20 protein-coding genes are annotated in these 23,915 nt (G+C 63.3%); 15 read left to right on the plus strand and 5 right to left on the minus strand.

What is annotated here, in order from left to right:
- The first annotated feature begins 7 nt into the window (after positions 1-7).
- The 4 genes from AB5Y86_RS02865 (at position 8) to AB5Y86_RS02880 (ending at position 4,865) form a co-directional block, all read left to right on the plus strand.
- Positions 8-964 carry an aminoimidazole riboside kinase gene (locus AB5Y86_RS02865; RefSeq protein ID WP_368192066.1) on the plus strand — a complete coding sequence of 319 codons (957 nt, stop codon included), beginning with the start codon at positions 8-10 and terminating at the stop codon, positions 962-964.
- 83 nt (positions 965-1,047) lie between these two features.
- Positions 1,048-2,412, plus strand: a complete 1,365-nt coding sequence (locus AB5Y86_RS02870; protein WP_042657031.1) for a sucrose-specific PTS transporter subunit IIBC — start codon at positions 1,048-1,050, stop codon at positions 2,410-2,412.
- Entirely contained in the window at positions 2,412-3,827 is a 1,416-nt protein-coding gene (locus AB5Y86_RS02875; protein WP_236357623.1) for a sucrose-6-phosphate hydrolase, read from the plus strand. Before AB5Y86_RS02870 ends, AB5Y86_RS02875 begins: the two co-directional genes overlap by 1 nt.
- Before the next feature lie 27 nt (positions 3,828-3,854).
- Positions 3,855-4,865 (plus strand): LacI family DNA-binding transcriptional regulator, encoded by a 1,011-nt coding sequence (locus tag AB5Y86_RS02880; protein ID WP_100654144.1) that lies wholly within the window; start codon positions 3,855-3,857, stop codon positions 4,863-4,865.
- A 90-nt stretch (positions 4,866-4,955) separates the two neighbouring features.
- Here the strand turns inward: AB5Y86_RS02880 and AB5Y86_RS02885 are convergent, their stop codons facing one another.
- The 4 genes from AB5Y86_RS02885 to AB5Y86_RS02900 form a co-directional block, all read right to left on the minus strand.
- On the minus strand, positions 4,956-5,684 hold the full coding sequence (locus AB5Y86_RS02885) for an MgtC/SapB family protein (RefSeq protein ID WP_108612365.1): 729 nt from the start codon (positions 5,682-5,684) through the stop codon (positions 4,956-4,958).
- 218 nt (positions 5,685-5,902) lie between these two features.
- Positions 5,903-6,307 (minus strand): hypothetical protein, encoded by a 405-nt coding sequence (locus tag AB5Y86_RS02890; RefSeq protein ID WP_368192069.1) that lies wholly within the window; start codon positions 6,305-6,307, stop codon positions 5,903-5,905.
- A gap of 380 nt (positions 6,308-6,687) precedes the next feature.
- Positions 6,688-7,959 carry an NAD(P)/FAD-dependent oxidoreductase gene (locus tag AB5Y86_RS02895; protein ID WP_005338013.1) on the minus strand — a complete coding sequence of 424 codons (1,272 nt, stop codon included), beginning with the start codon at positions 7,957-7,959 and terminating at the stop codon, positions 6,688-6,690.
- 55 nt (positions 7,960-8,014) lie between these two features.
- Positions 8,015-8,200 (minus strand): DUF2892 domain-containing protein, encoded by a 186-nt coding sequence (locus AB5Y86_RS02900; RefSeq protein WP_005344304.1) that lies wholly within the window; start codon positions 8,198-8,200, stop codon positions 8,015-8,017.
- Positions 8,201-8,288: 88 nt separating this feature from the next.
- Here AB5Y86_RS02900 and AB5Y86_RS02905 point away from each other — a divergent pair, with 88 nt between their 5' ends.
- Genes AB5Y86_RS02905 through AB5Y86_RS02945 form a run of 9 tightly spaced genes read left to right on the plus strand, consistent with a single transcriptional unit; the run spans position 8,289 to position 18,002 of the window.
- Entirely contained in the window at positions 8,289-8,603 is a 315-nt protein-coding gene (locus tag AB5Y86_RS02905; RefSeq protein ID WP_005338008.1) for a helix-turn-helix transcriptional regulator, read from the plus strand.
- Positions 8,603-9,016, plus strand: coding sequence for a YeeE/YedE family protein (locus tag AB5Y86_RS02910; RefSeq protein ID WP_236357613.1), 414 nt, complete (start codon positions 8,603-8,605; stop codon positions 9,014-9,016). The genes AB5Y86_RS02905 and AB5Y86_RS02910 overlap by 1 nt, the downstream gene beginning before the upstream one ends.
- 13 nt (positions 9,017-9,029) lie before the next feature.
- Positions 9,030-9,500 (plus strand): YeeE/YedE family protein, encoded by a 471-nt coding sequence (locus AB5Y86_RS02915; RefSeq protein ID WP_236357612.1) that lies wholly within the window; start codon positions 9,030-9,032, stop codon positions 9,498-9,500.
- A 41-nt stretch (positions 9,501-9,541) separates the two neighbouring features.
- On the plus strand, positions 9,542-10,582 hold the full coding sequence (locus AB5Y86_RS02920) for an efflux RND transporter periplasmic adaptor subunit (RefSeq protein ID WP_265775923.1): 1,041 nt from the start codon (positions 9,542-9,544) through the stop codon (positions 10,580-10,582).
- Positions 10,575-13,739 (plus strand): efflux RND transporter permease subunit, encoded by a 3,165-nt coding sequence (locus AB5Y86_RS02925; RefSeq protein ID WP_368192072.1) that lies wholly within the window; start codon positions 10,575-10,577, stop codon positions 13,737-13,739. Before AB5Y86_RS02920 ends, AB5Y86_RS02925 begins: the two co-directional genes overlap by 8 nt.
- A 27-nt stretch (positions 13,740-13,766) precedes the next feature.
- Positions 13,767-14,906: an efflux RND transporter periplasmic adaptor subunit gene (locus AB5Y86_RS02930; RefSeq protein ID WP_368192074.1), complete on the plus strand. Its 1,140-nt coding sequence runs from the start codon at positions 13,767-13,769 to the stop codon at positions 14,904-14,906.
- Positions 14,899-15,588: an ABC transporter ATP-binding protein gene (locus AB5Y86_RS02935; RefSeq protein WP_368192076.1), complete on the plus strand. Its 690-nt coding sequence runs from the start codon at positions 14,899-14,901 to the stop codon at positions 15,586-15,588. The genes AB5Y86_RS02930 and AB5Y86_RS02935 overlap by 8 nt, the downstream gene beginning before the upstream one ends.
- Positions 15,589-16,803, plus strand: coding sequence for an ABC transporter permease (locus AB5Y86_RS02940; RefSeq protein ID WP_368192077.1), 1,215 nt, complete (start codon positions 15,589-15,591; stop codon positions 16,801-16,803).
- Entirely contained in the window at positions 16,803-18,002 is a 1,200-nt protein-coding gene (locus tag AB5Y86_RS02945; RefSeq protein WP_368192079.1) for an ABC transporter permease, read from the plus strand. Before AB5Y86_RS02940 ends, AB5Y86_RS02945 begins: the two co-directional genes overlap by 1 nt.
- A gap of 51 nt (positions 18,003-18,053) precedes the next feature.
- Here the strand turns inward: AB5Y86_RS02945 and AB5Y86_RS02950 are convergent, their stop codons facing one another.
- Entirely contained in the window at positions 18,054-20,516 is a 2,463-nt protein-coding gene (locus AB5Y86_RS02950) for a diguanylate cyclase (protein WP_368192082.1), read from the minus strand.
- 430 nt (positions 20,517-20,946) lie between these two features.
- Between AB5Y86_RS02950 and AB5Y86_RS02955 the strand changes: the two genes are divergently transcribed.
- Positions 20,947-21,963: a lipoate--protein ligase A gene (locus tag AB5Y86_RS02955; RefSeq protein WP_368192084.1), complete on the plus strand. Its 1,017-nt coding sequence runs from the start codon at positions 20,947-20,949 to the stop codon at positions 21,961-21,963.
- 222 nt (positions 21,964-22,185) lie between these two features.
- Complete coding sequence (locus AB5Y86_RS02960; RefSeq protein ID WP_368192085.1) at positions 22,186-23,880, plus strand: aspartate aminotransferase family protein; 1,695 nt, start codon at positions 22,186-22,188, stop codon at positions 23,878-23,880.
- The last annotated feature ends 35 nt before the right edge of the window (positions 23,881-23,915 follow it).

Genomic DNA, 23,915 nt, shown 5'->3' on the forward strand with positions numbered 1-23,915 from the left:
GGATCCGATGCAGCAGTGGAGTAGCAAGGTGACGAATCGTGTGTGGGTAATGGGGGATGCGGTGGTGGACTTGATCCCGGAAGGGGCGTTGCACTACCTCAAGTGTCCGGGTGGCGCGCCCGCCAATGTGGCGGTTGGCGTGGCACGGCTGGGCGGCGATGCGGCCTTTATCGGCCGGGTTGGTGCTGACCCGTTCGGCCGCTTTATGGCGGACACCCTGAGCAGGGAGGGGGTGGATATCGGTGCGCTGCGGCTCGATCCTGACCATCGCACCTCTACCGTGTTGGTGGCACTGGATGATGAGGGGGAACGCAGCTTCACCTTTATGGTGCGCCCCAGTGCCGACCAGTTTCTCACCCCGGATGAGTTGCCCCGCTTCGATGCCGGTCAGTGGTTGCTGACTTGCTCCATCGCGCTCGCCAACGAGCCGGTGCGCACCAGCTGCCTGCAGGCCATGGCGGCTATCAAGGCGGCAGGCGGGCGGGTCTGTTTCGACCCCAACCTGCGCCCCGAGGTGTGGGGCAACCCCGCCGAGATGCTGCCGCTGGTGCGTCAGGCAATTGCACAGGCGGATGTGGTCAAGCTCTCCATTGAGGAGCTGCAACTGCTGAGTGGCGAGGATGAACTAGTCGCCGGGCTTGCAACTCTCTCTGGCCCGGCGCTGGTGCTGGTGACCAGAGGAGCGGCCGGGGTGGTGGCTCGCCTTGATGGCGAGTTGCTGGAGTGGGTAGGGCAGAAAGTGACGCCCATCGACACCACGGGGGCGGGGGACGCCTTCGTCGCCGGTCTGCTGGCTGCGCTGGCCGGGCGCTCGTCGCTGCCGACGCTGGCCGAGCTACCCGCCATCCTAGCTCAGGCCCACGGCTGCGGGGCGCTTGCCACCACCGCCAAGGGGGCGATGACGGCGCTGCCGACACGCTCCGAGCTGGATGCCTTTTTGCGATCAGACGCAAGCGGCTGTTGAGCTGAGGCTAGAAGCCCGGCTCGACAGCCCCTACTCTCATGTGACAAGGGCCCGCCAGCGTGGCGGGTCATAAGAGGAAGAATATGAATATCAGTGCGATAGCCAAGGATCTGGTGCCCCTGCTCGGGGGCAAGGAGAATATCGTCAGCGCTGCCCACTGCGCCACCCGGCTGCGGTTGGTGCTGGCCGATGACAGCAAGGTAAACAAGGCCGCCATCGACAAGCTGGAGGGGGTCAAGGGGTGCTTTAGCAACGCGGGCCAAATTCAGGTGATCTTCGGCACCGGTCTGGTCAACAAGGTCTATGCGGAGTTTGTGGCGCTGACCGGTACCGGCACCGCCAGCAAGGCTGAGCTGACCGACATGGCGGCGGCCAAGCTCAACGTGGCCCAGCGGCTGGCGCGAACCCTCTCCAACATCTTCGTGCCGATCATTCCGGCCATCGTCGCCTCGGGCTTGCTGATGGGGCTGCTCGGCATGGTGCGCACCTACGGTTGGGTCAATGCCGACAGCGCCCTGTTTGTGATGCTCGATATGTTCAGTTCGGCGGCCTTTATCATACTGCCGATCCTCATCGGCTTTACGGCGGCGCGGGAGTTTGGCGGCAATCCGTACCTCGGGGCGACCCTTGGCGGCATCCTCACCCACCCGGCGCTAACCAACGCCTGGGGCGTGGCCGGTGGCTTCAAGACCATGGACTTTTTCGGACTGGATGTGGCGATGATCGGCTATCAGGGCACCGTCTTCCCGGTGCTCTTGGCAGTCTGGTTTATGTCCCATCTGGAGAAACAGCTGCGTAAGCGCATTCCGGATGCGCTGGATCTGATCCTCACCCCGTTCCTGACCGTCATCATCACCGGTTTCGTGGCGCTGCTCTTTATCGGCCCGGCGGGTCGGGTATTGGGGGATGGCATCTCGTTCGGTCTGAGCGCCCTCTATGAGCAGGCGGGCTGGCTGGCGGGGCTGGTGTTTGGCGGCACCTATTCGCTTATCGTCATCACCGGCATCCACCACAGCTTCCACGCCATCGAGGCGGGGTTGTTGGCCAATCCGCAAATTGGCGTCAATTTCCTGCTGCCCATCTGGGCCATGGCCAACGTGGCACAGGGCGGGGCTTGCCTCGCGGTCTACTTCAAGACTCGCGACGTGAAGATCAAGGCCATTACCGTGCCGGCTGCCATGTCCTGCCTGCTGGGCATCACGGAAGCGGCGATCTTCGGGGTGAACCTGCGCTACATCAAACCCTTCCTCGCCGGTCTGTTTGGCGGGGCCTGCGGCGGCGCCTACGTGGTGGCGGCCAAGGTGGGGATGACGGCGGTGGGGCTGACCGGTATTCCCGGCATGGCCATCGTCCAGCCCATGAGCCTGATTCACTACATCATCGGGCTGGTGATCGCCTTTGGCGCCGCCTTCGCCGCTTCCTACCTGCTTAAGTACAAGGTGGAGTGATGAAGGAAAGCGATCTTCTCAACCAGATTGTCCGGTCGTTGCTGGCCGGACAGCTCAAGGCGGCGGCCGATCCCCATCGGCCCCGCTGGCATCTGGCAGCCCCGGTGGGGCTGCTTAACGATCCCAACGGCTTTATCGAGCACAACGGGCGCTACCACCTCTTCTACCAGTGGAACCCGCTTGGCTGCGAGCACCGCAACAAGGGCTGGGGCCATGTCACCTCCACCGATCTGTTGCACTGGCAGCACGAGCCGGTGGCGCTCTTACCCACCGAAGCCTATGAGAGCCACGGCTGCTATTCGGGCTCTGCGGTGAGCGACGAGCAGGGGCGTCTGACCCTTATCTACACCGGCAATGTCAAATACCCGGACGGCAGCCGTACCGCCTATCAGTGTCTGGCCCGGGCCGACGGTGAGGGTGGTTTTGCCAAGCTGGGGCCTGTGCTGGATCTGCCCGCAGGCTACAGCGGCCACGTGCGCGACCCCAAGGTGTGGCACGACGGCCAGCAGTGGCTGATGGTGCTGGGAGCCCGCACCCTGGATGACAAGGGGGAAGTGCTGCTCTATCGCGGCGAGACCCTGCAAAGCTGGCAGCGGGTGGGCCCCATCGCCGGTAGCGGGCGAGGGGGGCTGGGTGAGTTTGGCTATATGTGGGAGTGCCCGGATCTCTTCCCGTTGGGGGAACGCCATGTGCTGATCAGCTGCCCGCAGGGGATTGCCCCGGCAGGCGAGGATTATCGCAACCTCTACCAGTGCGGCTGGCTGGCGGGCAACTTCGACGGCGAGCGCTTCGAGCACGGGGCTTTCCACGAGCTGGATCGGGGCTTCGAGTTCTATGCGCCGCAAACTACCCTGGACACTCAGGGTCGCCGCCTCCTGTTCGGTTGGCTGGGGCTGCCGGAGGAGAACGAGATGAGTCAGCCTACGATCGCTCACGGCTGGCTCCACCAGATGAGCTGTCCGAGGGAGCTGTTCTGGCAGGATGAGTGGCTCTGCCAGCGGCCGGTGGCGGAGCTTGCGGCATTGAAGGGAGAGCTGACCCGCTTCGAGGGGACGCTTGGCGAGTTTCCGGGGCTGGCCATCGACTCGGCCTGGCTCGATCTGGACCTGTGTGGTGAGGGGAGCCTCTGGTTTGGTGCCGTGGCCGAGCTGTGCTGGCAGCCGGGGCGCATCACCTTGCGGCGCCAGAACTGGCAGAGCGGAGCGTGGGAGACCCGCAGCAGTCCATGGGCTGGCGGGCGGATCACCGTCCTGTGCGATCGCTCCAGTCTGGAGTGTTTCATCGATGAGGGGCGAAACAGCCTGTCAGCGCGCTACTTCCCCGGGGAAAAGCCGCAACTTTCATCAGGTAACGGCGATGATGGCTGCAAAATTTGCCTCAATCACTGGCCGCTGTCGGCGTGCCTAGTACAATAGCCCGGTTCTAGTCAGCCGGGAGGCCAGGTGGAGAAGAAGAAACGGATCACGATTGCCCAGATCGCCGAACTGGCGGGGGTGTCCAAGGCGACCGCCAGTCTGGTGCTCAACGGGAAGAGTGCGGAGTACCGGATTGCCGACGATACCCGCAAGCGTATTCAGGCGGTGGCGGAGGAGTGTCACTACCTGCCGAGCTTTCACGCCCGCTCCCTGCGTGAGACCCGCAGTTACACCTGGGGACTGGTGATACCCGATCTCACCAACTTCGGTTTTGCCCGCATTGCCCGCGCCCTCGAGGCGCACTGCCGAGAGGCGGGCATCCAGCTGCTGATCGCCTGCTCCGAGGATGATCCCGCTCTCGAGCAGCGGGTGGTGGACAACCTCATCAGCCGTCAGGTGGATGGGCTGATTGTCGCCTCCAGCGGCCACAGCGATGACATCTATGCCCGCATTCACGACCGCCTGCCGGTGGTGCAGCTCGACCGCCATATTGGCGAGTCGCGCCTGCCCATGGTGATCTCCGATGCCTGCAAGGCGACCGCCGAGCTGGTGCGGGACATGGCCAGCGAGTGCGGCGAGCAGATCTACTACTTCGGCGGCCTGCTGGATCTCTCCCCCAGCCGTCACCGGCTGGCGGGCTATGAGCTGGGGCTCCATCGCGCCGGTTTTGAAGCCGATGCTGCAAGGGTGCGTCATCGCGACTACCAGCCGAGCTCCGGTTATCAGCTGATGGCCGAGCTGGTGGCCGAGCTGGGAGCCCCCCCCAGGGGGCTCTTTACCGCTTCCTTTACTTTGCTGGAAGGGGTGCTGCGCTACCTCAACGAGGCGGGGCTGATGGAGACGGGCATGCGCCTGTGCACCTTCGACGATCACGACCTGCTCGACTGCATCCCCATGCGTATCGACTCGGTGGCGCAGGATTGTCCGGCGCTGGCCCTCGCCGCTTTCGAGCTGATGCAGCAACTGATAGCGGGCAGTCCTCCCGCACAGACCGCCCAGGTGATCACCCCCAGGGTGCGCTGGCGCAGTCGCCGCTAGCCACTCTTCGCTCATCCATATGAAAAAGCCCCGCCATTGCTGGCGGGGCTTTTTGCTGTGGGCGGGTGGCTCGTTCCTCTGACCGGCAGCTCAGTCGGTGGTACTGGTGCGCCAGAAGACCTGCTTGATATGGGGGTGGATGGCCAGCTTTTGCATCAGGGCATCCAGCTCATCGCCATCGATGGAGGTAGCCAGCAGCACCGCAGAGATCTCCAGATCCCCCTCGCCAAACGGCTCGATATCGAGTTCGCTCAAGGGGTAGTTGGCCTGCTCCAGCATCTCTTCGAGCCAGTGCAGCACCTCTTTCTGGTGCTCGCGTGGGGTGAGCGCCGTCACCTTGTAGGTCACTTCGGTGTCGGTATTGTCCACCGGGCGACGGTTGATCTGGTTGACCAGCGGTCGAAGCAGAGTGTTGGCGGCCAGCACGAACAGGGCGCCCAGAATTGCCTCCATGGCCAGCCCGGCGCCACAGGCGGCGCCGACAGCAGCGACACCCCAGAGAGTGGCGGCGGTGTTGATGCCGCGGATATTGCCCGACTCGCGCATGATGACGCCGGCACCGAGAAAGCCGATGCCGGAGACGATATAGGCCACCACATGGACCACGTTGTAGTTGCCGCCGTGCAGGTCATAGATACGCTGGGCCAGACTGACGAACAGGGCGGCGCCCACGGCGACCAGCACGTTGGTGCGCAGGCCTGCGGTACGTTGGCGGTACTGGCGCTCCAGCCCGACCAGACTGCCGAGCACAAAGGCGAGCAGTAGGCTGGCCAGGGTGTCGAGCAGGGAGAGCATGTCAATTTGTTGCCACATCTTCATGGCGTACTCCTTCTGATGAGCGCTGGCTTGGCGCAATCCATGATGAAACGCCGGGAGGCGGATGGATCAGGGGATGATTGCGCGGATGGCCAGCAGAAAAACAAAAACGCGGCGTCCCGGGGCGCGAGCATCATCAGATGCCCTGACGCTCGGAGAGGACGCAACAAGCGGGGCCAGCGTGGCTGGCCCCTTTCACTGTGGTTAACGCAGGTGTGCGGTCAGTTGAGTTCGGGATCGCAGTCGATGCGCGGGCGCAGTTGCCAGCGCACCGGATGTGCTACTCCGACCTGATGAACGAACTGCACCAGATAGCGTCGCTGGGGCGGGGTGCACTGCAGGTTGAGCACCAGCTCGCGCCCGCCGCCGCGACCCGGCTTCATCGATTGCATCGGTTGCAGCCCCGCCGGTTGCAGGGTGTGGTTCACCATATCCAGCACCTGCTCCATATCGGCGCGATCCTCACAGCGGATCTGTAACCGGTAATGGTGTTGGCGCTGTTTGCCGCCCAGCCAGCGTGGCAGCATGCCACGGCCGAGCCTGCTCAACAGGGGGTGAGCCCGGGTAGCAACAGAACCTGTTGCGACCGCGCGAGTCGCAGCCGGTTTGATTGATATAAAACGCATAGCAGCCTCCTTGTGGGAAGCAGAAACTATGCAGGCATGGCGACCGTGGCAGTTGGCCACTGGTTGCCAGACGTCAAGTGTAAAAAGGGAGAAGAGGGGAGTGGATTTCCGCTTCTCGCAGGGTTGCGAGTGGCGGCAGAGAAAGACCTGCGGCTAGCTCGCGACCTTGGTACCGACGATGAGGGTCGGTCTACAACTGTCACTTGATGAGTTGCCCACTGATGGTCTCCGCTATTGATAAGATGCTCGAATGATAGCCGAGGCGGCAGGCAGGGTAAACCCCGCACCGCCCGCAGCAACATCTTGAAACATAATCGAAAGCCCCGTTTTGCCGCGCAGGGTCGCGAAAAGCAGACCCGGCGAGGGCCGGGTTTGCGGGGTCATTCGGTCTTGTCGATGCCGAGGTATTTAAGCATCAGTTTTTCGTAGATGGGCTCGGTATCCCCCACCTGCATCTTGTGCAGGAAGTACTTCTCGAAGGCGATTTTGGCCAGATGGACCCACTTTCCTTTCTTGAACCAGGCGACGTTACGCGGCGGGATCTGCGGCATGGCGACGAAGGCGGCACCCGTGTCCCCCATGTCTGCAAGACAGATGGCATTCCACACTGCCTTGGTCACCGGCGGCTGGCCGCTGAGCTCCGCCTTGATGTTGTGGCTCAGGGTGCGCACCATCGCCTCAATCATATAGCCGGTCTTGGGCACCCCGGTTGGTACCGGCGTCTTGTGCGGCGGGGCAATGGCGATGCAGACCCCGGCGGCGTAAATCTGCGGGAAGGCGGGGTTGCGCTGGTGTTCGTCGACGATGACAAAGCCGCGGGGATTGACCAGCCCCTCGATGCCCCGCAGCGGCGCAATGCCGACAAAGGCGGGCAGCATCATGGCGTGTTTGTAGGGCAGGGTGTGGGTGCGCTTGATGTTGCCCTCATCGTCCAGCTCCTCCACCGTCATCTGGCCATCTTGCGCCGCCACGGTGCGGGCATTGCAGATCCACTGCACGTCGCGCATCCGCAGTTCGCTCTCCAGCATCCCCTTGGAGTCCCCCACGCCGTTGAGACCCAGATGGCCGATGTAGGGCTCGCTGGTGACAAAGGTCATGGGCACATTTTTTCTCACCTTCTTGTCGCGCAGGTGGCGATCGAGGATGAATGCGTACTCGTAGGCGGGGCCGAAGCAGGAGGCGCCCGGCATGGCACCGACAATCACAGGGCCGGGCTCATCGACCAGTGCGCTGACACTGTGGCGGCACTCTTCGGCGTGGGAGAGGGTACAGACGCTGGTGGTGCCACCGGATTCGGGGCCAGCCCCCGTCACCTCGTCAAAGGCGAGGGCCGGGCCGGTGCAGATTGCCAGAAAGTCGTAACGCAGGGTTTGGCCATCGGAGAGGGTGAGCTGCTGCGCCGCCGGTTGCAGCTCGGTCAGGGCGGCATGGATAAAGCGGATCCCCTTTTTCTTCACATGGGGTTCGATGGGGATCGAGGTCTCCTTGCGCTCCCGCCACTGGACGGCAATCCAGGGGTTGGAGGGGGTGAATTCAAAGTCCGGCTTGTCGTTGATGAGGATCACCTCATGCTGCTTGCCCAGTTCGGCCTTGAGTTCGTAGGCGGCAGACATGCCCCCGAGACCCGCGCCGATGACGATTACCGTTGCCATGTTCAGCCTCCTGCGTTTATTACACGCTCATATGAGCCTGGGTCATCCGACCCTGTTATTTAAATCCTATCCGTTTGAGGATCATCGCTGCAGGGCAGAAACCGGTGAATGCGCTCTGGATCAGGTTGACCCCGACAAAGGCACTCAACCAGACAAAGCCCGGATGAACCCAGGTGGTAAGGATAAGCGAGAGCAGCAACATGCAACCCGCGACGATTCTGACTCCGTTATCTACTGTCATGGTCTTTCTCCCTATCTACTTTAGATATTGCTAATTTAGTGTTGTTTTATACAATAGAACAAATATCAGCAATTGCTAATTTACTCTTATGAGCCAATTCGACGAAATGAACAGACATGCGACAGCCGCCGCCTCCCTGCTCAAGGCGTTGGCTCATCCCGAACGCCTGATGGTGCTCTGCCAGCTGGTGGAGGGGGAGAAGGGGGTCGGGGAGCTGCTGGCCCATAGCCAACTCGGGCAGTCGGCCTTCTCCCAGCAACTTTCGGTATTGAAGCGCTACGGCCTTATCCGTTCGCGCAAGGTCTCCCAGCAGATCTACTACTCGCTGGTGAGCGAGGCAGCCGCCGATGTGCTGGGGGCGCTGCAAACCCATTTTTGTCACTCAGAAAATAAGGAATCTTGATGATGGAAAGCCAATGGCTGCTCTCTTTGGGCGGTGGCATGCTGGCGGGGCTGTCGGCCCTGATCCTGATGTTGTTCAACGGCCGGGTTGCCGGGATCAGCGGCATTCTGGCCGGTGCACTGCAACACCGTGCGCCGTGGCGGGTGCTGTTTCTGCTGGGGCTGGGGGCGGGCGCCTGGTTGGCGCTGACCCTGGGTTGGGCCACCATGCCCGCATTCACCACCTTGCCCGGCTGGCCTGTAGTGCTGCTGGCCGGTCTGCTGGTCGGCATCGGTACCCGTCTTGGCAATGGCTGCACCAGCGGCCACGGCATCTGTGGCATGGGGCGGTTCTCCCTGCGCTCCATCGTCGCCACCTTGACCTTTATGGCGGCTGGCTTTATCACCGTCTTCGTCACTCATCATCTGCTGTAAGGGGCTGATTGCCATGAAGTTGCTGACAAGTTTGTTTGCGGGTGTGTTGTTCGGACTGGGGATGGCCATCTCCGGCATGATGGATCCCGCCCGGGTCACCGGTTTTCTCGATCTGGCCGGGGCCTGGGATCCCAGCCTCGCCTTCGTGATGGGAGGGGCCCTGCTGGTCTTTATGCCGGGTTATTTTCTGCTGGTGAAACCCCGTCGCCAGAGTGTGCTGGGGGAGCCCATCGCAGCCGTACCAGTCCCTCGGCTGGAGCGCAGGCTGATCGGCGGGGCCGCGCTGTTTGGCATCGGCTGGGGATTGGTGGGTATCTGCCCGGGGCCTGCTCTGAGTCTCATTTCCAGCGGGCAGCCCATGATAATGTTGTTTATAGCGGCCATGGTGGCCGGGATCTTGCTGTTTGACAGAGGGCTGGCCAGGGTGCTGACCAAGGCGCCAGTTCCGGGAGTGGATAAGGTGCGCCAGTCCCATACCGCCTGATCCCGTGAAGTGACAGATTACGCCAGGGAAGGAGAGTAATGATGGAAAAGATCCGGTTGCTGGGGATCACCTTATTGGTGATGACATCGCAGGCCATGACATCCCCCCGGGCCTTTGCCGCGGACGGGGAGCCAGAGCCCTTGTTGACAGTGGCGCCACAGCCGGTGACCGACTGGCTGACGCTGGATGGCACCGTCAGCGCCATCAATCAGGGGACGGTGGCGGCCCAGACCAGCGGCCGGGTCTCCCGCATGCTGGTGGATGTGAACGATCAGGTGCAGGCGGGGCAGCCGCTGCTGGAGATCAGCGGCAAAGAGCAGTTTGCCGCCGTCACGGGTGCTGAGGCGCGGCTGGCGCGGGCGCAGGCCCAGCAAGTGGAAGCCGAGCGCCAGCTCGCCCGCTTTCAGGCGCTGATTGCCAAGGGGGTGATCACCCGCGCCCAGCTTGATAATGCCCAGGCGACTGATCGCGCCGCCCGTGCCGAGGTGAACGCTGCCGATGCGGCTCTCACTCAGGCCCGCGAGGCCTACGGTTATACCCGCATTCTGGCCCCTTACGCCGGAGTGGTGACCAAGAGGCTGGTGGAGTTGGGGGAGACTGTCGCCCCCGGTACCCCGCTGCTCTCCGGCTTCTCTCTCGACACCTTGCGGGTGGAGGTGGAGTTGCCCCAATCCGCCCTGACGCTGGCTCGTGAGCCTGCGGATGTGCAGGTGCTGCTGCCGGATGGCAAGTCTGTTACCCCGGTCAAACTGACCCGCTTCAACTATGCCGACAGCCAGAGCCACGCCTTCAGGTTGCGCCTCGACTTGCCGCCGCAAACCGCCGGGGTATTGCCCGGCATGTGGCTCAAGGTGCAGCTCAAGCAGGGTGAGCGTCAGGTGTTGCAGGTGCCGGATCGCGCCCTGCTGCGGCAAGGGGAGTTCAATGGCGTCTATCTGCAGCAGCCCGCTGGCTGGGCCCTGACGCCGGTGCGGGTCGGCCATTGCGTCGAGGGACAGTGCGAGATCCTGGCCGGCCTGCAAGCCGGTGACAAGCTGGCTCCCGATGCCTGGGCGCAGCAGCAGGAGGTGGCCCATGAGTAGCGAGCTGAATGGCAACAAGGAGAGGCTGGGGCCTGCTGGTCGGCTGGCTGCGCTGTTTCAGGGCTCGGCCATCACGCCGCTGCTGGCGCTGGTGGGGCTGTTGCTCGGCTTGTTTGCAGTGCTGGTGACCCCCAAGGAGGAGGAGCCGCAGATCGATGTCACCTTCGCCGATGTCTATATTCCCTTCCCGGGAGCCACTCCGGCTGAAGTGGCCTCTCTCGTCACCACCCCTGCCGAGCAGGTGGTTTCCCAGATAAAGGGAATTGATACTCTCTACTCTTTTTCCCAACCCGATGGCGCCCTGCTGGTGGTGGTATTCAAGGTAGGGGTGAGCCGCGAACAGGCCATCGTCGATCTCAACAACCAGCTCGACTCCAACCGCGACTGGTTGCCACAGGGGATCGGAGTCGGTCAGCCGCTGGTGAAACCCCGGGGGATCGATGATGTCCCCATCGTCAGTTTGACCTTATGGAGCAAAGAGGGGAGCAAGCAACTGGGGGCACCCGAGCTGACCCGGGTCGCCCATGAGTTGGAGACCGAACTCAAGCGCATTCCCGGTACCCGCGATATCTACACGCTGGGCAGCCAGAGCGCCGTGCTGCGGGTGATGCCGGATCCGGCGGCCCTCAGTGCCCACGGCATCAGCTGGGGCGAGCTGAGCCAGCGACTGGCGGCCGCCAATCAGGTAGGCACCACACAGGCTATCGAGCAGAACAACAGTGAGATCAAGGTGCAGGTGGGGCAGTTCCTGCAAAGCGAGCAGGAGGCTAGAGAACTGGTGGTGGGGCTGCACGACGGCAAGCCGCTCTATCTGGGGGATGTGGCCAGGGTCTCTCTGGGTCAGGAGACTCCGACCAAACGCAGCTGGATGGGGATGGGACAGGCCAGTTATCCGGCGGTGACCCTGGCCATCGGCAAGCAGCCGGGCCAGAACGCGGTCGATGTGGCCAAGCAGGTGGAGGCGCGGGTCGAAAGTTTGCAGAACCGACTCATCCCTGCCGGGGTCGAGGTGACGGTGACCCGGGACTACGGCGTCACCGCCGAGACCAAATCCAACACCCTCATCGGCAAGCTGATTTTTGCCACCACAGCGGTGGTGCTGCTGGTGCTGGTGAGCATGGGTTGGCGCGAGGCGTTGGTAGTGGGGGTTGCCATCGTCATCACCCTGGCGCTGACCCTGTTTGCCAGCTGGGCCTGGGGCTTTACCCTCAACCGGGTGTCGCTGTTTGCGCTGATCTTCTCCATCGGCATTCTGGTGGATGACGCCATCGTGGTGGTGGAGAACATCCACCGCCATCGCGGTTTGGGCAAGGGGGCGCTCAAGGATCTGATACCGGGGGCGGTGGACGAGGTGGGGGGGCCGACCATACTGGCGACCCTGACCGTCATCGCGGCCCTGCTGCCGATGGCCTTTGTCAGCGGGCTGATGGGCCCTTACATGAGCCCCATTCCCATCAATGCCAGCATGGGGATGCTTATCTCCCTGCTGGTGGCCTTTATCTTCTCCCCCTGGCTGGCGAGCCATTTGCTCAAGGATTCGGTGCACGGTGCCCACGGCGAGGCCAAGGCGGGTCTTTTTCACCGGCTGATGACCCCTTTCCTGATTGGTGATGGCGCCAAGCGTGCCAGACGCAAACTCTGGCTGGTGGTGTTGCTGCTGGTCGGGGCCGCCACCGCAATGCCGGTGGTGCAGTGGGTGGTGCTCAAGATGCTCCCCTTTGACAACAAGTCGGAATTTCAGCTGGTGCTCGATATGCCGGAGGGGGCGACCCTGGAGCAGACCGAGCGCACCCTGCTGGCGGTCGGACGAGAGCTTGCCAAGGTGGAGGAGGTGAAGGATTACCAGATCTACGCCGGCACCGCCGCCCCCATCAATTTCAACGGGCTGGTGCGCCACTACTTTATCCGCAGCGGCGCTAACGTGGGGGATATTCAGGTCAATCTGGTGGACAAGCATGAGCGGGATCGCAGCAGTCACCAGATTGCCCAGTCGGTTCGGGAGCCGCTGCAGGCCATCGCCAGTGCGGCAGGGGGCAACCTGAAAGTCGTTGAGGTGCCGCCTGGCCCGCCGGTCTGGTCACCTATCGTTGCTGAAATCTATGGCCCAACTCAGGCCGCCCGCGAAGCGGCGGCTCGCGCCGTACAGGCTCGTTTTGTGGCCACGGCGGATCTGGTGGATGTGGATATCTATCTGACCGACCCGCAGCCCAAGTGGCGGCTGGTGGTGGATCGCAGCAAGGCGGCCCTGCTCGGGGTCGATCTCGGGGAGCTGGTGAACACCCTCAATGGCGGGGTGGGTTATCAGGATGCCAGCTGGCTGCAGGGGCAAGGCGCCAAGTATCCGGTGCCGATCCGCATCGAACTGGCTCCCGGTGACAAACGGGATCTGGCGGGTGTGCTGGCCCTCAAGGTGCGCAGCCAGAGCGGCCAGCTGGTGCGGGTCTCCGAGCTGGTGAGTCGCCGTGATGAGGTGGCCCCCAGCTATATCATGCACAAGAACATGCAGCCCATGGTGATGGTGGTGGCCGACATGGGTGGCCATACCGACAGCCCGCTCTACGGCATGTTTGCCGCCGGTGCTGATATCGACCTGCCCCAATATTACGTACAGCAGCCCGACAAGCTGGGAGAGGTGGCGCTGTTGTGGGACGGGGAGTGGAAGATCACCTACGAGACCTTCCGCGATATGGGCATCGCCTACGGGGTGGGGATGATCCTCATCTATCTGCTGGTGGTGGCCCAGTTCCGCTCCTATCTGGTGCCGCTCATCATCATGGCTCCCATTCCGCTCACCATCATAGGGGTGATGCCGGGCCACGCCCTGCTGGGAGCCCAGTTTACCGCCACCTCGATGATAGGGATGATCGCCCTGGCCGGGATCATCGTACGCAATAGCATCCTGCTGGTGGACTTTATCGAGCAGCAGCGCAGCGCCGGAGTGGCGTTCGAGCAGGCGGTGATCGAAGCGGCGCAGGTACGGGCCAAACCCATCATGCTGACGGCACTGGCGGCGATGATCGGAGCCCTGTTTATCCTCGATGATCCCATCTTCAACGGACTGGCCATCAGCCTGATTTTCGGGATCCTGGTCTCCACTTTGCTCACCCTGGTGGTGATACCCTTGCTCTATTATGCCCTGCTCTCCCGACGCACATGACGGGAGTCACTAGCGAAAGGATGCGCGATGAAGAGAGGTTGGTTGTGGTGGGGAAGTGGCGCTGTGGTAGCGGTGGCTGCGGCAGCATGGTGGTGGCGACCGCAGCCGGCGCCGATCAGGCTGGCAGAGGTCGGGCGGGGGGATGTGCTGGTCACTGTGGTCAACACCCGGGCTGGCACCATCAAGTCGTGCCAGCGGGCCGGACTCAGTCTGCCCGGTGGCGGCGTGGTGGAGCAGATCGCCGTCAAGGCCGGGGATCGGGTGGCCCGGGGAGATCTGCTGCTGACCCTCTGGAGCGACGATATTCACGCCGATCTTGCCCGTGCCCGCGCCCAGCAGGCGCTCGGCAAGACCCAGCGCGAGGAGCGTTGCAGCGAGGCGGCCTACTACGAGCGGGAGGCCAACCGGCTGGCCACCTTGCTGGCCAAAAACCTCACCTCCCGCACCCTCGCCGAGCAGGCCCAGAATCTGGCCGATACCCGCCGCTATGTCTGTCAGGCATCCCGTCAGCAGGAGCGGGTAGACGAGGCGCAGGTCGCCCAGGTGGAGGCCCGCTTGAGCGAGCGCCGCCTGCTGGCGCCTTTTGCCGGAGTGGTGGCGGAGGTCAACAGCAAGCTGGGCGAATACATGACTCCCTCACCGCCCGGAGTAGCCATGCCTCCGGTGATCGATCTTATCGATGATAAGTGTCTGTATGTCTCAGCCCCCATCGATGAGGTGGATGCCGCCCGCCTCAAGGTGGGCCAGTCTGCCCGGGTACTGCTCGATGCCATGCCCGGGCGCGATTTTGCCGCCACCGTCACCCGCATCGCCCCCTATGTGAAGGAGCTGGAGAAGCAGGCCCGCACCGTGGAGGTGGAGGCGGCGCTCACCGCTGTGCGCACCGATGTCCCCCTGCTTATCGGCTACAGCGCCGACCTTGAAGTCGAGGTGACCCGCGCCACCGATGTGCTGCGGGTAGCGGCCAGCAGCCGGGCCGACGATGGCAGCGTGCTGCGGCTGGAAGGGGATAAGCTGGTGCGGGTGGTGCCCCGTTGGGGGGTGGAGAACTGGAACTGGATTGAAGTCGCCGAGGGGCTCGCCGTCGGTGATCGGCTGGCAGCCCAGCCCGGACAGATTGTCGGGGAGGGCCCTTTCAGCGCCGCCACGGAGCAGACGGATGAGTGATCTCATTCGCCTTGATGCCGTCAGCCGTCGTTTCACTCTGGGGGGGGGCGAAGTGGCCGCCCTCGACCGCGTTTCCCTGCGGGTTGCCGAGGGGGAGTATCTGGCGGTGATGGGCCCCTCGGGATCCGGCAAATCGACCCTGCTCAATGTGCTGGGGCTGCTGGATCGGCCCGATGAGGGGCGTTACTGGCTGGGAGGGGAGGATACCGCCACCCTGTCAGAACCCGCATTGGCCCAGCTGCGCGGCCATCGCATCGGTTTCGTGTTCCAGTCGTTTCACCTCATCTCCCGCCTCACCGCCCGTGAAAACGTCGAGCTGCCGCTGATGCTGTGCGGGATCGCCCCCGCCGAGCGCCATCGCCGAAGCCAGCAGTTGCTGGGAGAGCTGGGGCTGGAGAACCGGGCCGGACACCGCCCTGCCGAGCTTTCCGGCGGTCAGCGTCAGCGGGTAGCCATCGCCCGGGCCATGGCAATGGCGCCGCGGCTGATCCTGGCCGACGAGCCCACCGGCAATCTCGACTCCCGCTCCGGGGAGGAGGTGATTAGCCTGCTGGAGGGGCTCAACCGGGAGCAGGGGATCACGCTGGTGGTGGTGACCCACGATCCGCGCCTCGGTGAACGGGCGGGCAGGCGGATCCTGATGAACGATGGCCGCATTAACATTGATAGCGGCGGTGGCTGAATGCGGCGCCCCGATGTGATCCGCTTTGCCGCCGTGGCCCTGCTGCGCCAGCGCTCACGGGCGCTGGTCTTGATCCTGGCGGTGAGTCTGAGCGTCACCTCGGTGCTGCTGCTCACCGCGCTGGGGGAGGGGGCGAGGCGCTATGTGGCCGACCAGTTCAGTTCCCTTGGCAAGGATCTGCTGGTAATGTTCCCGGGCCGCAAGGAGACCACAGGCGGGCTGCCGCCGGTCACCGGCAACAGCCTGCGGCAGATCACTCTCGATGACATGCACTACCTTGGCCAGCATCAGCCCAAGGTGCGGCTGGTGCCGCTGGTGATGGGCTTTGCCGAGGCCAAACAGGGGGCGCGGCTGCGCCAGACCATGCTGCTTGGCAGCAGCAACGGGCTGCGCGATACCCACGGGCTGGTGCTGCTCTCCGGCCGCTGGCTGCCGGGGGACGCCGCAGAGGACAGGCCGACCGTCCTGCTCGGGGCCGTAGTGGCCCTGGAGCTGTTTGGTCAGGCCGATCCGGTCGGCCAGTGGCTGCGTTTTGACAATCGCCGCTTTCGGGTGGTGGGGGTCTTCACCAGCCAGAGCAGCAATTTGGGGATGGACATGGCCGAGGCCGCGCTGATCCCGGTCGGCAGCGCCATGCGGCTGTTCAACACCGAGGGGCTGTTTCGGCTGCTGATCCAGCCGTTGGCGGGGCAGGCGGTGCCCCCGCTGGTCAAGCGACTGGAGCAGCTGATGCAGGCGCGCCACGGGGTGCTCGATGTGACAGTGGTACGCCGTGACGCCATGCTGGCCACCTTCTCCACCATTCTCGCGACCCTCACCCTGGCAGTTGCCGGCATCGGTGCCATCAGCCTGCTGGTCTCCGGCATCATGATGATGAATCTGGCGCTGATCAGCACCCGCCAGCGCACCGGCGAGATCGGCCTGCTCAAGGCGCTGGGGGCTGACAGTCGCCAGATCCGCCAGCTGTTTTTGTGGGAGGCGCTGCTGCTGAGCGGCAGTGGCGCGCTGTTTGGTACGGCTTTGGGCTATGCCCTGGTGGCCCTCGCCGGACTGGTGTGGCCCAGTTTTCCGGTGGCGGTCCCTCTGCTCGCGACCCTCTGCACCATACCGGCGGCCCTGCTGACCGGGCTCTTCTTTAGCTGGCTGCCCGCCTCCCGGGCGGCACGGCAAGATCCGGTCAGCAGCCTGCGCAGCGGGCAGTGGAGCGGTGGCTGATGCGCGCCGCCGATCTGTTGTTCTGGCTCTGGCGCGCCTTGCTGGCGGGGCGCAGCCGCAGCCTGCTGTCGGCGCTGGGGATCGCCATCGGGATCGCCTCGGTGACCCTGCTCACCGGCATCGGCGAGGGGCTCAGGCTCTATCTGCTCGACAGCTTCTCCCAATTTGGCACCCGGCTGATCGCCGTGACCCCGGGCAAGACCGAAACCGCCGGCGGCCCGCCCGGCATCCTCTCCAGCAGCCGTCCCCTGCTGCTGGAGGATGCCGATGCCCTCGCCAGATTACCGGGTATCGAGGCGGCGCTCCCTGTGGTACAGGGGCAGGGGGAGGTGCGCAGCCGCGGACTGACCCGCAGCACCGCCATTCTGGGCACCGGCCCGGCGGCGCTCTCCGGCTGGCGACTCACCCTGGTGCAGGGACGTTTTCTGCCCGCGGACGACAGTGCCATGCCCCGCGCCTATGCGGTGCTGGGTGCCAAGGTGGCGGCTGAGCTGTTTCCCGGCGGCGATGCGCCGGGCAGTCTGCTGCGGGCCGGTGATCGCCGTTTTCGGGTGGCCGGCGTGCTGGCGCCCAAGGGGCAATTTCTCGGCTTTGATCTGGATGACATGATCTATCTGCCCGCCGCTCACGCCCAGGCGCTGTTCAACAAGGAGGGGCTGCAGGAGATCGACGTCATCTATCGCGCCGGACAGACGGAGGCCGAGATCACCGCCCAGATCCGGCGGGTGCTGATCGCCCGCCATGGCGCCGAGGACTTCACCCTCACCTCCCAGCAGGACATGCTGACCAGCCTCGACAAGATCCTCTCTATCATCAAGCTGGCGGTTGGCGGGCTCGGCATTATCTCGCTGCTGATCGGGGCGGTCGGCATCTTCAGCATCATGAGCATCGCCCAGCAGGAGCGGATCCCCGAAGTGGGCTTGCTGATGGCGTTGGGTTGTCCACGGCGGCGCATTCTATTGCTGTTCCTGCTCGAAGCCGTGGTGCTGGCGCTGCAGGGCGGAGCCATGGGGCTGGCCCTGCTCGGCGGGCTCAAGCTGCTGCTCACCCTGCTGGCGGCAGGCTTGCCGCTTACCCTCCATCCTCTCTATCTGCTGCTGGCGCTCGGTTGCAGCGCCCTGGTTGGCCTGCTGGCCGGGGTCGCTCCCGCCTTGCGGGCAGTGCGTCTCGACCCCGTGGTGGCTCTGCGGGGTGACTAGGTCGCCCCTTTCGCAAGAGGCGCGTTGCGCTCGGGTCTGAGCAGAGGGGGACTAGGCGACCCCCTCTGCAACCGACAGGCTGCGCTCAGATCTGAACAGGGGGAAGTAGCGGCGATCCGCCTGACTCATGTGGCCGACTACCAGCTCCTGAATGATGAAGTTGAGCAGCTCGTCGTTGCCCAGCGTCCCCGCTTTGGCGGCGTGCAGCAACTGGCCCGCCTTGTTGAGCAGGCGCTGGTGATCCTGACGGTGGCTGACGAGTTCCTGATAGTCGATCTCCGCCAGCATCTGCTCTTCAAAGGCGAAGTGGTGGCGGGCCATGTCGAACAGGCTCTCCAGACTCTCCAGAAACGGGGCCGGATCCTCGTGCTGATCTTTCATCCGCTCCAGCAGCCGGTTGGTCAATACGAAGAGCTGGCGATGCTCGGCATCAATGCGCGGGTGACCGCACTCGTGGCCGGGTTGCCACAGCAGGGCGCCCTGCTCGGGATCAAGGCCCTCGGTATAGAGGCAGACCCGGCCGCGGCCGCGATTCTTCGCCTGATACATGGCCTGATCGGCGTGGTGCATCAGGGTTTTGGCATCCTCCCCGTGCTCGGGATAGAGCGCCAGCCCGATACTGCTGGAGATGAGCAGCTCCTGCCCCTCCAGCTGGAACGGATGGCGCAGCTGCTGGTGCAGCTTGTCGGCCACCGCCAGCACTTCGTCGCCACTCTCCGGCAGCAAGATAACGAACTCGTCGCCCCCCAGCCGTGCCACCAGATCCTGTTTGCGCACGCAGTGGCTCATCCGCTCGGCCACCATATTGAGCAGAATATCCCCGGTCTCATGGCCGAAGGTGTCGTTGATCGGCTTGAAGTGATCGAGATCGATAAACATCAATGCCAGCGGACGGGGCGTCTCCTGCTCCATCAGCTCCTTGAGCCGTTGCTGCAGCAAGCGGCGATTGGGCAGCCCGGTGAGGGGGTCGTAGAAGGCGAGGCGGCGCATCATCTCCTCTCGCGCTGCCCGCTCGGTGATATCCCGGGTGACCCCGAGGATCGCCTCCGGCTGGGCATTGTGGTTGCCATGGAGGGTGGTGATGGTCTCGGTCGCCACCAGATGGCCATCCTTGTGGCGCAGCTGGGTGCGAATGACCCGGCGAGTCTGGTCATGTTCCCCCCGCTGCCAGGCCTCCAGGGTGGCGGAGATCTCCTCGCGCAGCAGCTGCCTTGAGGCATCCGGCAGCAGCTGTTTGAGGGGCAGGGCAAACAGCTCGGGGGCTTCGTAGCCGCTCAGAGGAGTGATGGCCGGGCTGACATAGCGAAAGCGCAAGCTGGCGGCATCCATGGTCCAGATCACATCGGCGCTGTTCTCCGCAACAAAGCGGTAGTGTTGCTCACTCTGGGCCAGTTCACGGGTCAGCCGCTGGCGATCCCGCGCCTCCTGGCGCAGGCGCAGATAGAGGTGCAAGAAGATGCCGAGCAGGGTCATCAGGGTAAAGGTGATGAGCATGGCCACCGCCACGCTCTTGTCGAGCAGTTGCCGTTGCTGGCGTAGCCGCTCCTGCGCCGGATCGTAGATAAAGCGGTCGAGGTTGGGCAATACCGTGAGCATGCCCGCCTCCAGATAGGTTTTGGCGATCTGCAGCCAGCGCTCCTGCTGCATGTAGCCAGGTTCGATCAGATCCGGCTGCATCAGCTCTCTGGTTTCGCGAGCTTCGAACTCCAGCTGTTCACGGCCAGCCCCGGTCGGGTACTGCTCCATGATGAGGTTGATCATCTCTTCGGGGTGGTCCATCGCATAGCGCCACCCCTTGAGGCTGGCCTGCTGGAAGGCGTAGACCCGATCCTGTCGGGTGATCAGCTCCCGTTCGGAGGTAAACAGGTTGTCGCCGTAGAAGTCGAAGTCGATGGTGCGTGGACTGAAGACCCGATAGGGGATCCCTTTTTGTTGCAGATAGAAGGGCTCGGTAGTGCTGTAGGCGCTGATGGCATCCACCTTGCCCGCCAGCAGTGCCTGAATCCCCTGTTTGTAGGGAAGGGTGACCCAGTCGCGGCTGCGGGTATGGTGGGAAAGGTAGGTCAGCAGCTCGTTGGAGCCCGGCTCCAGCATCAGTCGCTTGTTGGTCAGATCGGCCGGGTTGCGAATATCTGGCCGATCCAGCGTGAGCAGAACCAGCGGCGAGTGCTGCAGCAGGGCGGCGAGTACCACCACCGGACGACCGGCAGCCCGATCCAGCAGCAGATCACTGCCGCTGATGCCAAACTGGGCCTTTCCCGAGATCACCTCGCTGACCACATCGGTGCGGGAGTCCGCTTCGCGCAAGGTGACATGCAGACCGGCCTCCCGATAAAACCCTTTGGCGATGGCCGCGTAGTAACCGGCAAACTGGAACTGGTGCTGCCACGGCAACTGGACGATGACCTGCTCGCCGGCTCGCACGGGGGGAGAGGTCAGGGTCGCGATGACCATACTGACCAGCATTGGCATAAACCAGCTGAGGGGCTGGCGGGGGGCTGCGTTCTCCGTCATACAACGTTTCTCTCGGGAGCGATGTCTAGGCTAGATTCAAGCAATTTTGTGTCACCTGCAAGGGGAGAAAAGGCGTTTGCAATAGGGTATAGGGGGGTTGGAAAGTCATTTTTGTGTCGTTCATCACACGGGATGGATACATGCCGTTTTTTTGCAAGTTATGTGACCAATAAGAGAGTCATATGGCCTATCGAAGTGGTCGCATTCTAGCCACTTTTTCCCGTTTTTATCGTTGTCATTGTGGCTTGACTGCATTTTTTCCGTGGTTGCACGTCAAGCTGTGTCGTTATATCAATAGATACTTTTATGGGGCGGTCAGGTGTGACGCAAATGTGTCGTGGCTGCTGCGCACCGGTTAATGTGCAATGGCTCAGTGATGGTACCCCGTCAGTGTTATCATGTTGCCCCCAGTTCCGGATAAGGTCTTTTTATGTCCCGCTTGCGTCTGCTTGTCTCCGACTCTCACGATCCCCTGTTCAATCTGGCCGTAGAGGAGTGCATCTTCCGCCAGATGGACCCCGGCCAGCGGGTGCTGTTCCTCTGGCGCAATGCCAATACCGTGGTGATCGGCCGGGCCCAGAACCCGTGGAAGGAGTGCAATACCCGCCGGATGGAGGAGGATGGGGTGACCCTGGCGCGTCGCAGCAGCGGTGGCGGCGCCGTGTTCCACGACCTTGGCAACAGCTGCTTCACCTTCATGGCGGGCAAGCCGGAGTATGACAAGAGTGTCTCCACCGCCATCGTGCTGGACGGGCTCAAGCGATTGGGGATCGAGGCGTTTGCCTCCGGTCGTAACGATCTGCTGGTGGCGACCCCGGACGGGGAGCGCAAGGTATCGGGGTCGGCTTACAGGGAGACTCTGGATCGCGGTTTTCACCACGGCACCCTGCTGCTGGACGCCGATCTCGGCCGGCTCGCCAACTACCTCAACCCCGACCCCAAGAAGCTGGCGGCCAAGGGGATCACCTCGGTGCGCAGCCGGGTGGCCAATCTGTGCGAACTGCTGCCGGGGATCGACCATCAACAGATGAGCGAGGCGCTGGTCGAGGCCTTCTTACACCATTACGGTGCGCGAGTTGAGCCCGAGCACATCTCCCCGGAGCTGATGCCGGATCTGCCGGGCTTTGCCGAGACCTTCGCCCGCCAGCGCAGTTGGGAGTGGAACTATGGCCATGCACCGGCGTTCAGCCACCTGCTGGAGGAGCGGTTCAGCTGGGGCGGGGTGGAGCTGCACTTTGATGTGGAGAAGGGGGTCATCACCCGGGCGCAGCTCTTTAGCGATACTCTGGAGCCGGCCCCGTTTGATCTGCTGGCGGCCGAACTGACGGGTTGCGGCTATCGACCGGACGCTGTCGCCGCGTGTCTGCAGCCCTGGCTGGCGGCCTTCCCGCATCAGCAGAGCGAGCTGGCGGAGTTTGCCGAGTGGCTGTTGACCTCCCTGCGTTGAGGGGGCGCTGCGCGGATGGCGGTCTGGTCGTGAGTACGTTGTCAGCCAGGATGGGAGCAAGATCACGAAATAAAAAGAGGCGCCTCAAAGGCGCCTTTTTGCCAGCCCTTGTCATGGCTGATACATGATAAAAAGTAGGGTAGGCCATTAGATATTGTCGCTGTCAGCCCCTCTGGTACAGGGGTATAACGGCTGCACATTTGCTGTACTAATGGTATAAAAATGAGTGACTTACTTTATCTGCAAGACGAAAGCGTCAATGCCATCCACCCCGATTTCTCCGCCCGTTTCGCCACCGTCAAAGCCAACTTTTTCTCGCGCAATCCCGATCTCTGGCCCGTTTTTCGCGAACCCGGATTTGCCACCCTCAATGAATTTCGGGCCCGTGGCCTGGCGCCGGATGCCCGTTTGAATGCCTGGCCTGATGGCCGCGCCCGCCTGGCCGATCTCTGCGAGACCATGCCGGTGCCCGCCACCATGCGCACCCCGGGCGAGCCGATGGCCGAGCTGCTGTTTGCCGCCGCCCTGTCGAAGGATTGGGAGAACCCCTCCAGCGTCGAGAACGTCATCACCATGTCGGCGGATCCCGCTATCTACGGTGCCCAACTGGGCATTCTGGCCAACCCCAATCTGGTCTACTCCGAATACGCCGGGGTGGCCGAGGAGCTGGAGAAGAAGGTGGTGCGCCAGATTGCGCTGCTGGCGGGCTATGACCCCGAGCGGGCCACCGGCATTTTCACCCAGGGGGGGACCTTCTGTAACCTCTACGGCTACCTGCTAGGCATTCGCAAAACCTTGCCGGAGGCCAAGCACAAGGGGCTCGGCCACTATCAGGATTACCGCATCATCAACTCCCAGGGGGGGCATTACTCCAACATCACCAACCTCTCCCTGCTCGGGGTCGATATCGAGAACAAGACTATCCGCATTCAGGTCGGCGAGAACAATGACATCGATCTCGACCACCTCGAGCGCACCCTGACTGCCTGTTTTGCCCTGAAGCACGTGGTACCCACCATCATGCTCACCATGGGCACCACCGACACCTTCGGGGTGGATCAGGTGAAACCCGTGTTCGAGCTGCGCAATCGCCTCTGCGAGCAGTTCGAGGTGGCGGTCAAACCTCACATCCACGTCGATGCAGCCATCGGCTGGTCGATGATCTTCTTCCTGGGTTACGACTTTGTCGCCAACCCGCTCGCCATCAACAGCGCTACCCTGGCGGGGATCGAGCGCAACGTGGCGCGCTTTGCCGAGCTCAAATATGCCGACTCCTTCACCGTCGACTTCCAGAAGTGGGGCTATGTGCCCTACACCTCCAGTCTGGTGATGATTAAAGAGCAGGATGACCTCAAGGCGATGGAGAATGACCCGGAGAACTTCTCCTACTTCGAGCGGGACATTCAGGGCCAGACCCACCTGCAATCCACCATCGAGTGCTCCCGCGGCGCGAGCGGTCTGTTCGGTGCCTATGCGGCGCTCAACTACATGGGGGTCGAGGGGTATCGCACCGTGCTGGCCCACTGCCTGCAAAATGCCAACTACTTCCGCTATCGCCTGAGTCAGCTTGGCAACGTCAAGCTGGTGGCGCAGGAGAATCAGGGGCCGAGCGTCGGCTTCAAGATCTACAACCCCGAGTGGGTGAGCGATCCGGAAGCCGAATTCGCCTTCGAGCTGGCCCGCTCCAGCGACCCTGCCTACAAGGCGCGACTGCAGCGTAACACTGACTACCACCGCAGCCTGTTCAAGGGGCGCGGCAAGGTGGGGCTCTACACCAACTGGGTGGAGGCGGTGGCCCACTCCGACTATGACGCCCGCGGCAAGTACTCCTACATCGCCGGGGAAAAGGCAGTCTTTATGAATCCGGCCTGCACTCGCGAGCAGATCGACGCCTTTATCGACCATATTCGCGGTTGATGGCGGTTGCCCTGACTGCCGAGCGCGGTCAATGG

Origin of the sequence: Aeromonas sp. s8 (assembly GCF_040907785.1) — a bacterium.
In the GTDB taxonomy this organism is placed as follows: domain Bacteria; phylum Pseudomonadota; class Gammaproteobacteria; order Enterobacterales; family Aeromonadaceae; genus Aeromonas; species Aeromonas veronii.

Coding starts and splice junctions, on each gene's coding strand:
- AB5Y86_RS02865 (WP_368192066.1), top strand. CDS start 8: ATGCAGCAGTGGAGTAGCAAGGTGACGAATCGTGTGTGGGTAATGGGG.
- AB5Y86_RS02870 (WP_042657031.1), top strand. CDS start 1,048: ATGAATATCAGTGCGATAGCCAAGGATCTGGTGCCCCTGCTCGGGGGC.
- AB5Y86_RS02875 (WP_236357623.1), top strand. CDS start 2,412: ATGAAGGAAAGCGATCTTCTCAACCAGATTGTCCGGTCGTTGCTGGCC.
- AB5Y86_RS02885 (WP_108612365.1), bottom strand. CDS start 5,684: ATGAAGATGTGGCAACAAATTGACATGCTCTCCCTGCTCGACACCCTG.
- AB5Y86_RS02890 (WP_368192069.1), bottom strand. CDS start 6,307: ATGCGTTTTATATCAATCAAACCGGCTGCGACTCGCGCGGTCGCAACA.
- AB5Y86_RS02895 (WP_005338013.1), bottom strand. CDS start 7,959: ATGGCAACGGTAATCGTCATCGGCGCGGGTCTCGGGGGCATGTCTGCC.
- AB5Y86_RS02900 (WP_005344304.1), bottom strand. CDS start 8,200: ATGACAGTAGATAACGGAGTCAGAATCGTCGCGGGTTGCATGTTGCTG.
- AB5Y86_RS02905 (WP_005338008.1), top strand. CDS start 8,289: ATGAGCCAATTCGACGAAATGAACAGACATGCGACAGCCGCCGCCTCC.
- AB5Y86_RS02910 (WP_236357613.1), top strand. CDS start 8,603: ATGATGGAAAGCCAATGGCTGCTCTCTTTGGGCGGTGGCATGCTGGCG.
- AB5Y86_RS02915 (WP_236357612.1), top strand. CDS start 9,030: ATGAAGTTGCTGACAAGTTTGTTTGCGGGTGTGTTGTTCGGACTGGGG.
- AB5Y86_RS02920 (WP_265775923.1), top strand. CDS start 9,542: ATGGAAAAGATCCGGTTGCTGGGGATCACCTTATTGGTGATGACATCG.
- AB5Y86_RS02925 (WP_368192072.1), top strand. CDS start 10,575: ATGAGTAGCGAGCTGAATGGCAACAAGGAGAGGCTGGGGCCTGCTGGT.
- AB5Y86_RS02930 (WP_368192074.1), top strand. CDS start 13,767: ATGAAGAGAGGTTGGTTGTGGTGGGGAAGTGGCGCTGTGGTAGCGGTG.
- AB5Y86_RS02935 (WP_368192076.1), top strand. CDS start 14,899: ATGAGTGATCTCATTCGCCTTGATGCCGTCAGCCGTCGTTTCACTCTG.
- AB5Y86_RS02940 (WP_368192077.1), top strand. CDS start 15,589: ATGCGGCGCCCCGATGTGATCCGCTTTGCCGCCGTGGCCCTGCTGCGC.
- AB5Y86_RS02945 (WP_368192079.1), top strand. CDS start 16,803: ATGCGCGCCGCCGATCTGTTGTTCTGGCTCTGGCGCGCCTTGCTGGCG.
- AB5Y86_RS02950 (WP_368192082.1), bottom strand. CDS start 20,516: ATGACGGAGAACGCAGCCCCCCGCCAGCCCCTCAGCTGGTTTATGCCA.
- AB5Y86_RS02955 (WP_368192084.1), top strand. CDS start 20,947: ATGTCCCGCTTGCGTCTGCTTGTCTCCGACTCTCACGATCCCCTGTTC.
- AB5Y86_RS02960 (WP_368192085.1), top strand. CDS start 22,186: ATGAGTGACTTACTTTATCTGCAAGACGAAAGCGTCAATGCCATCCAC.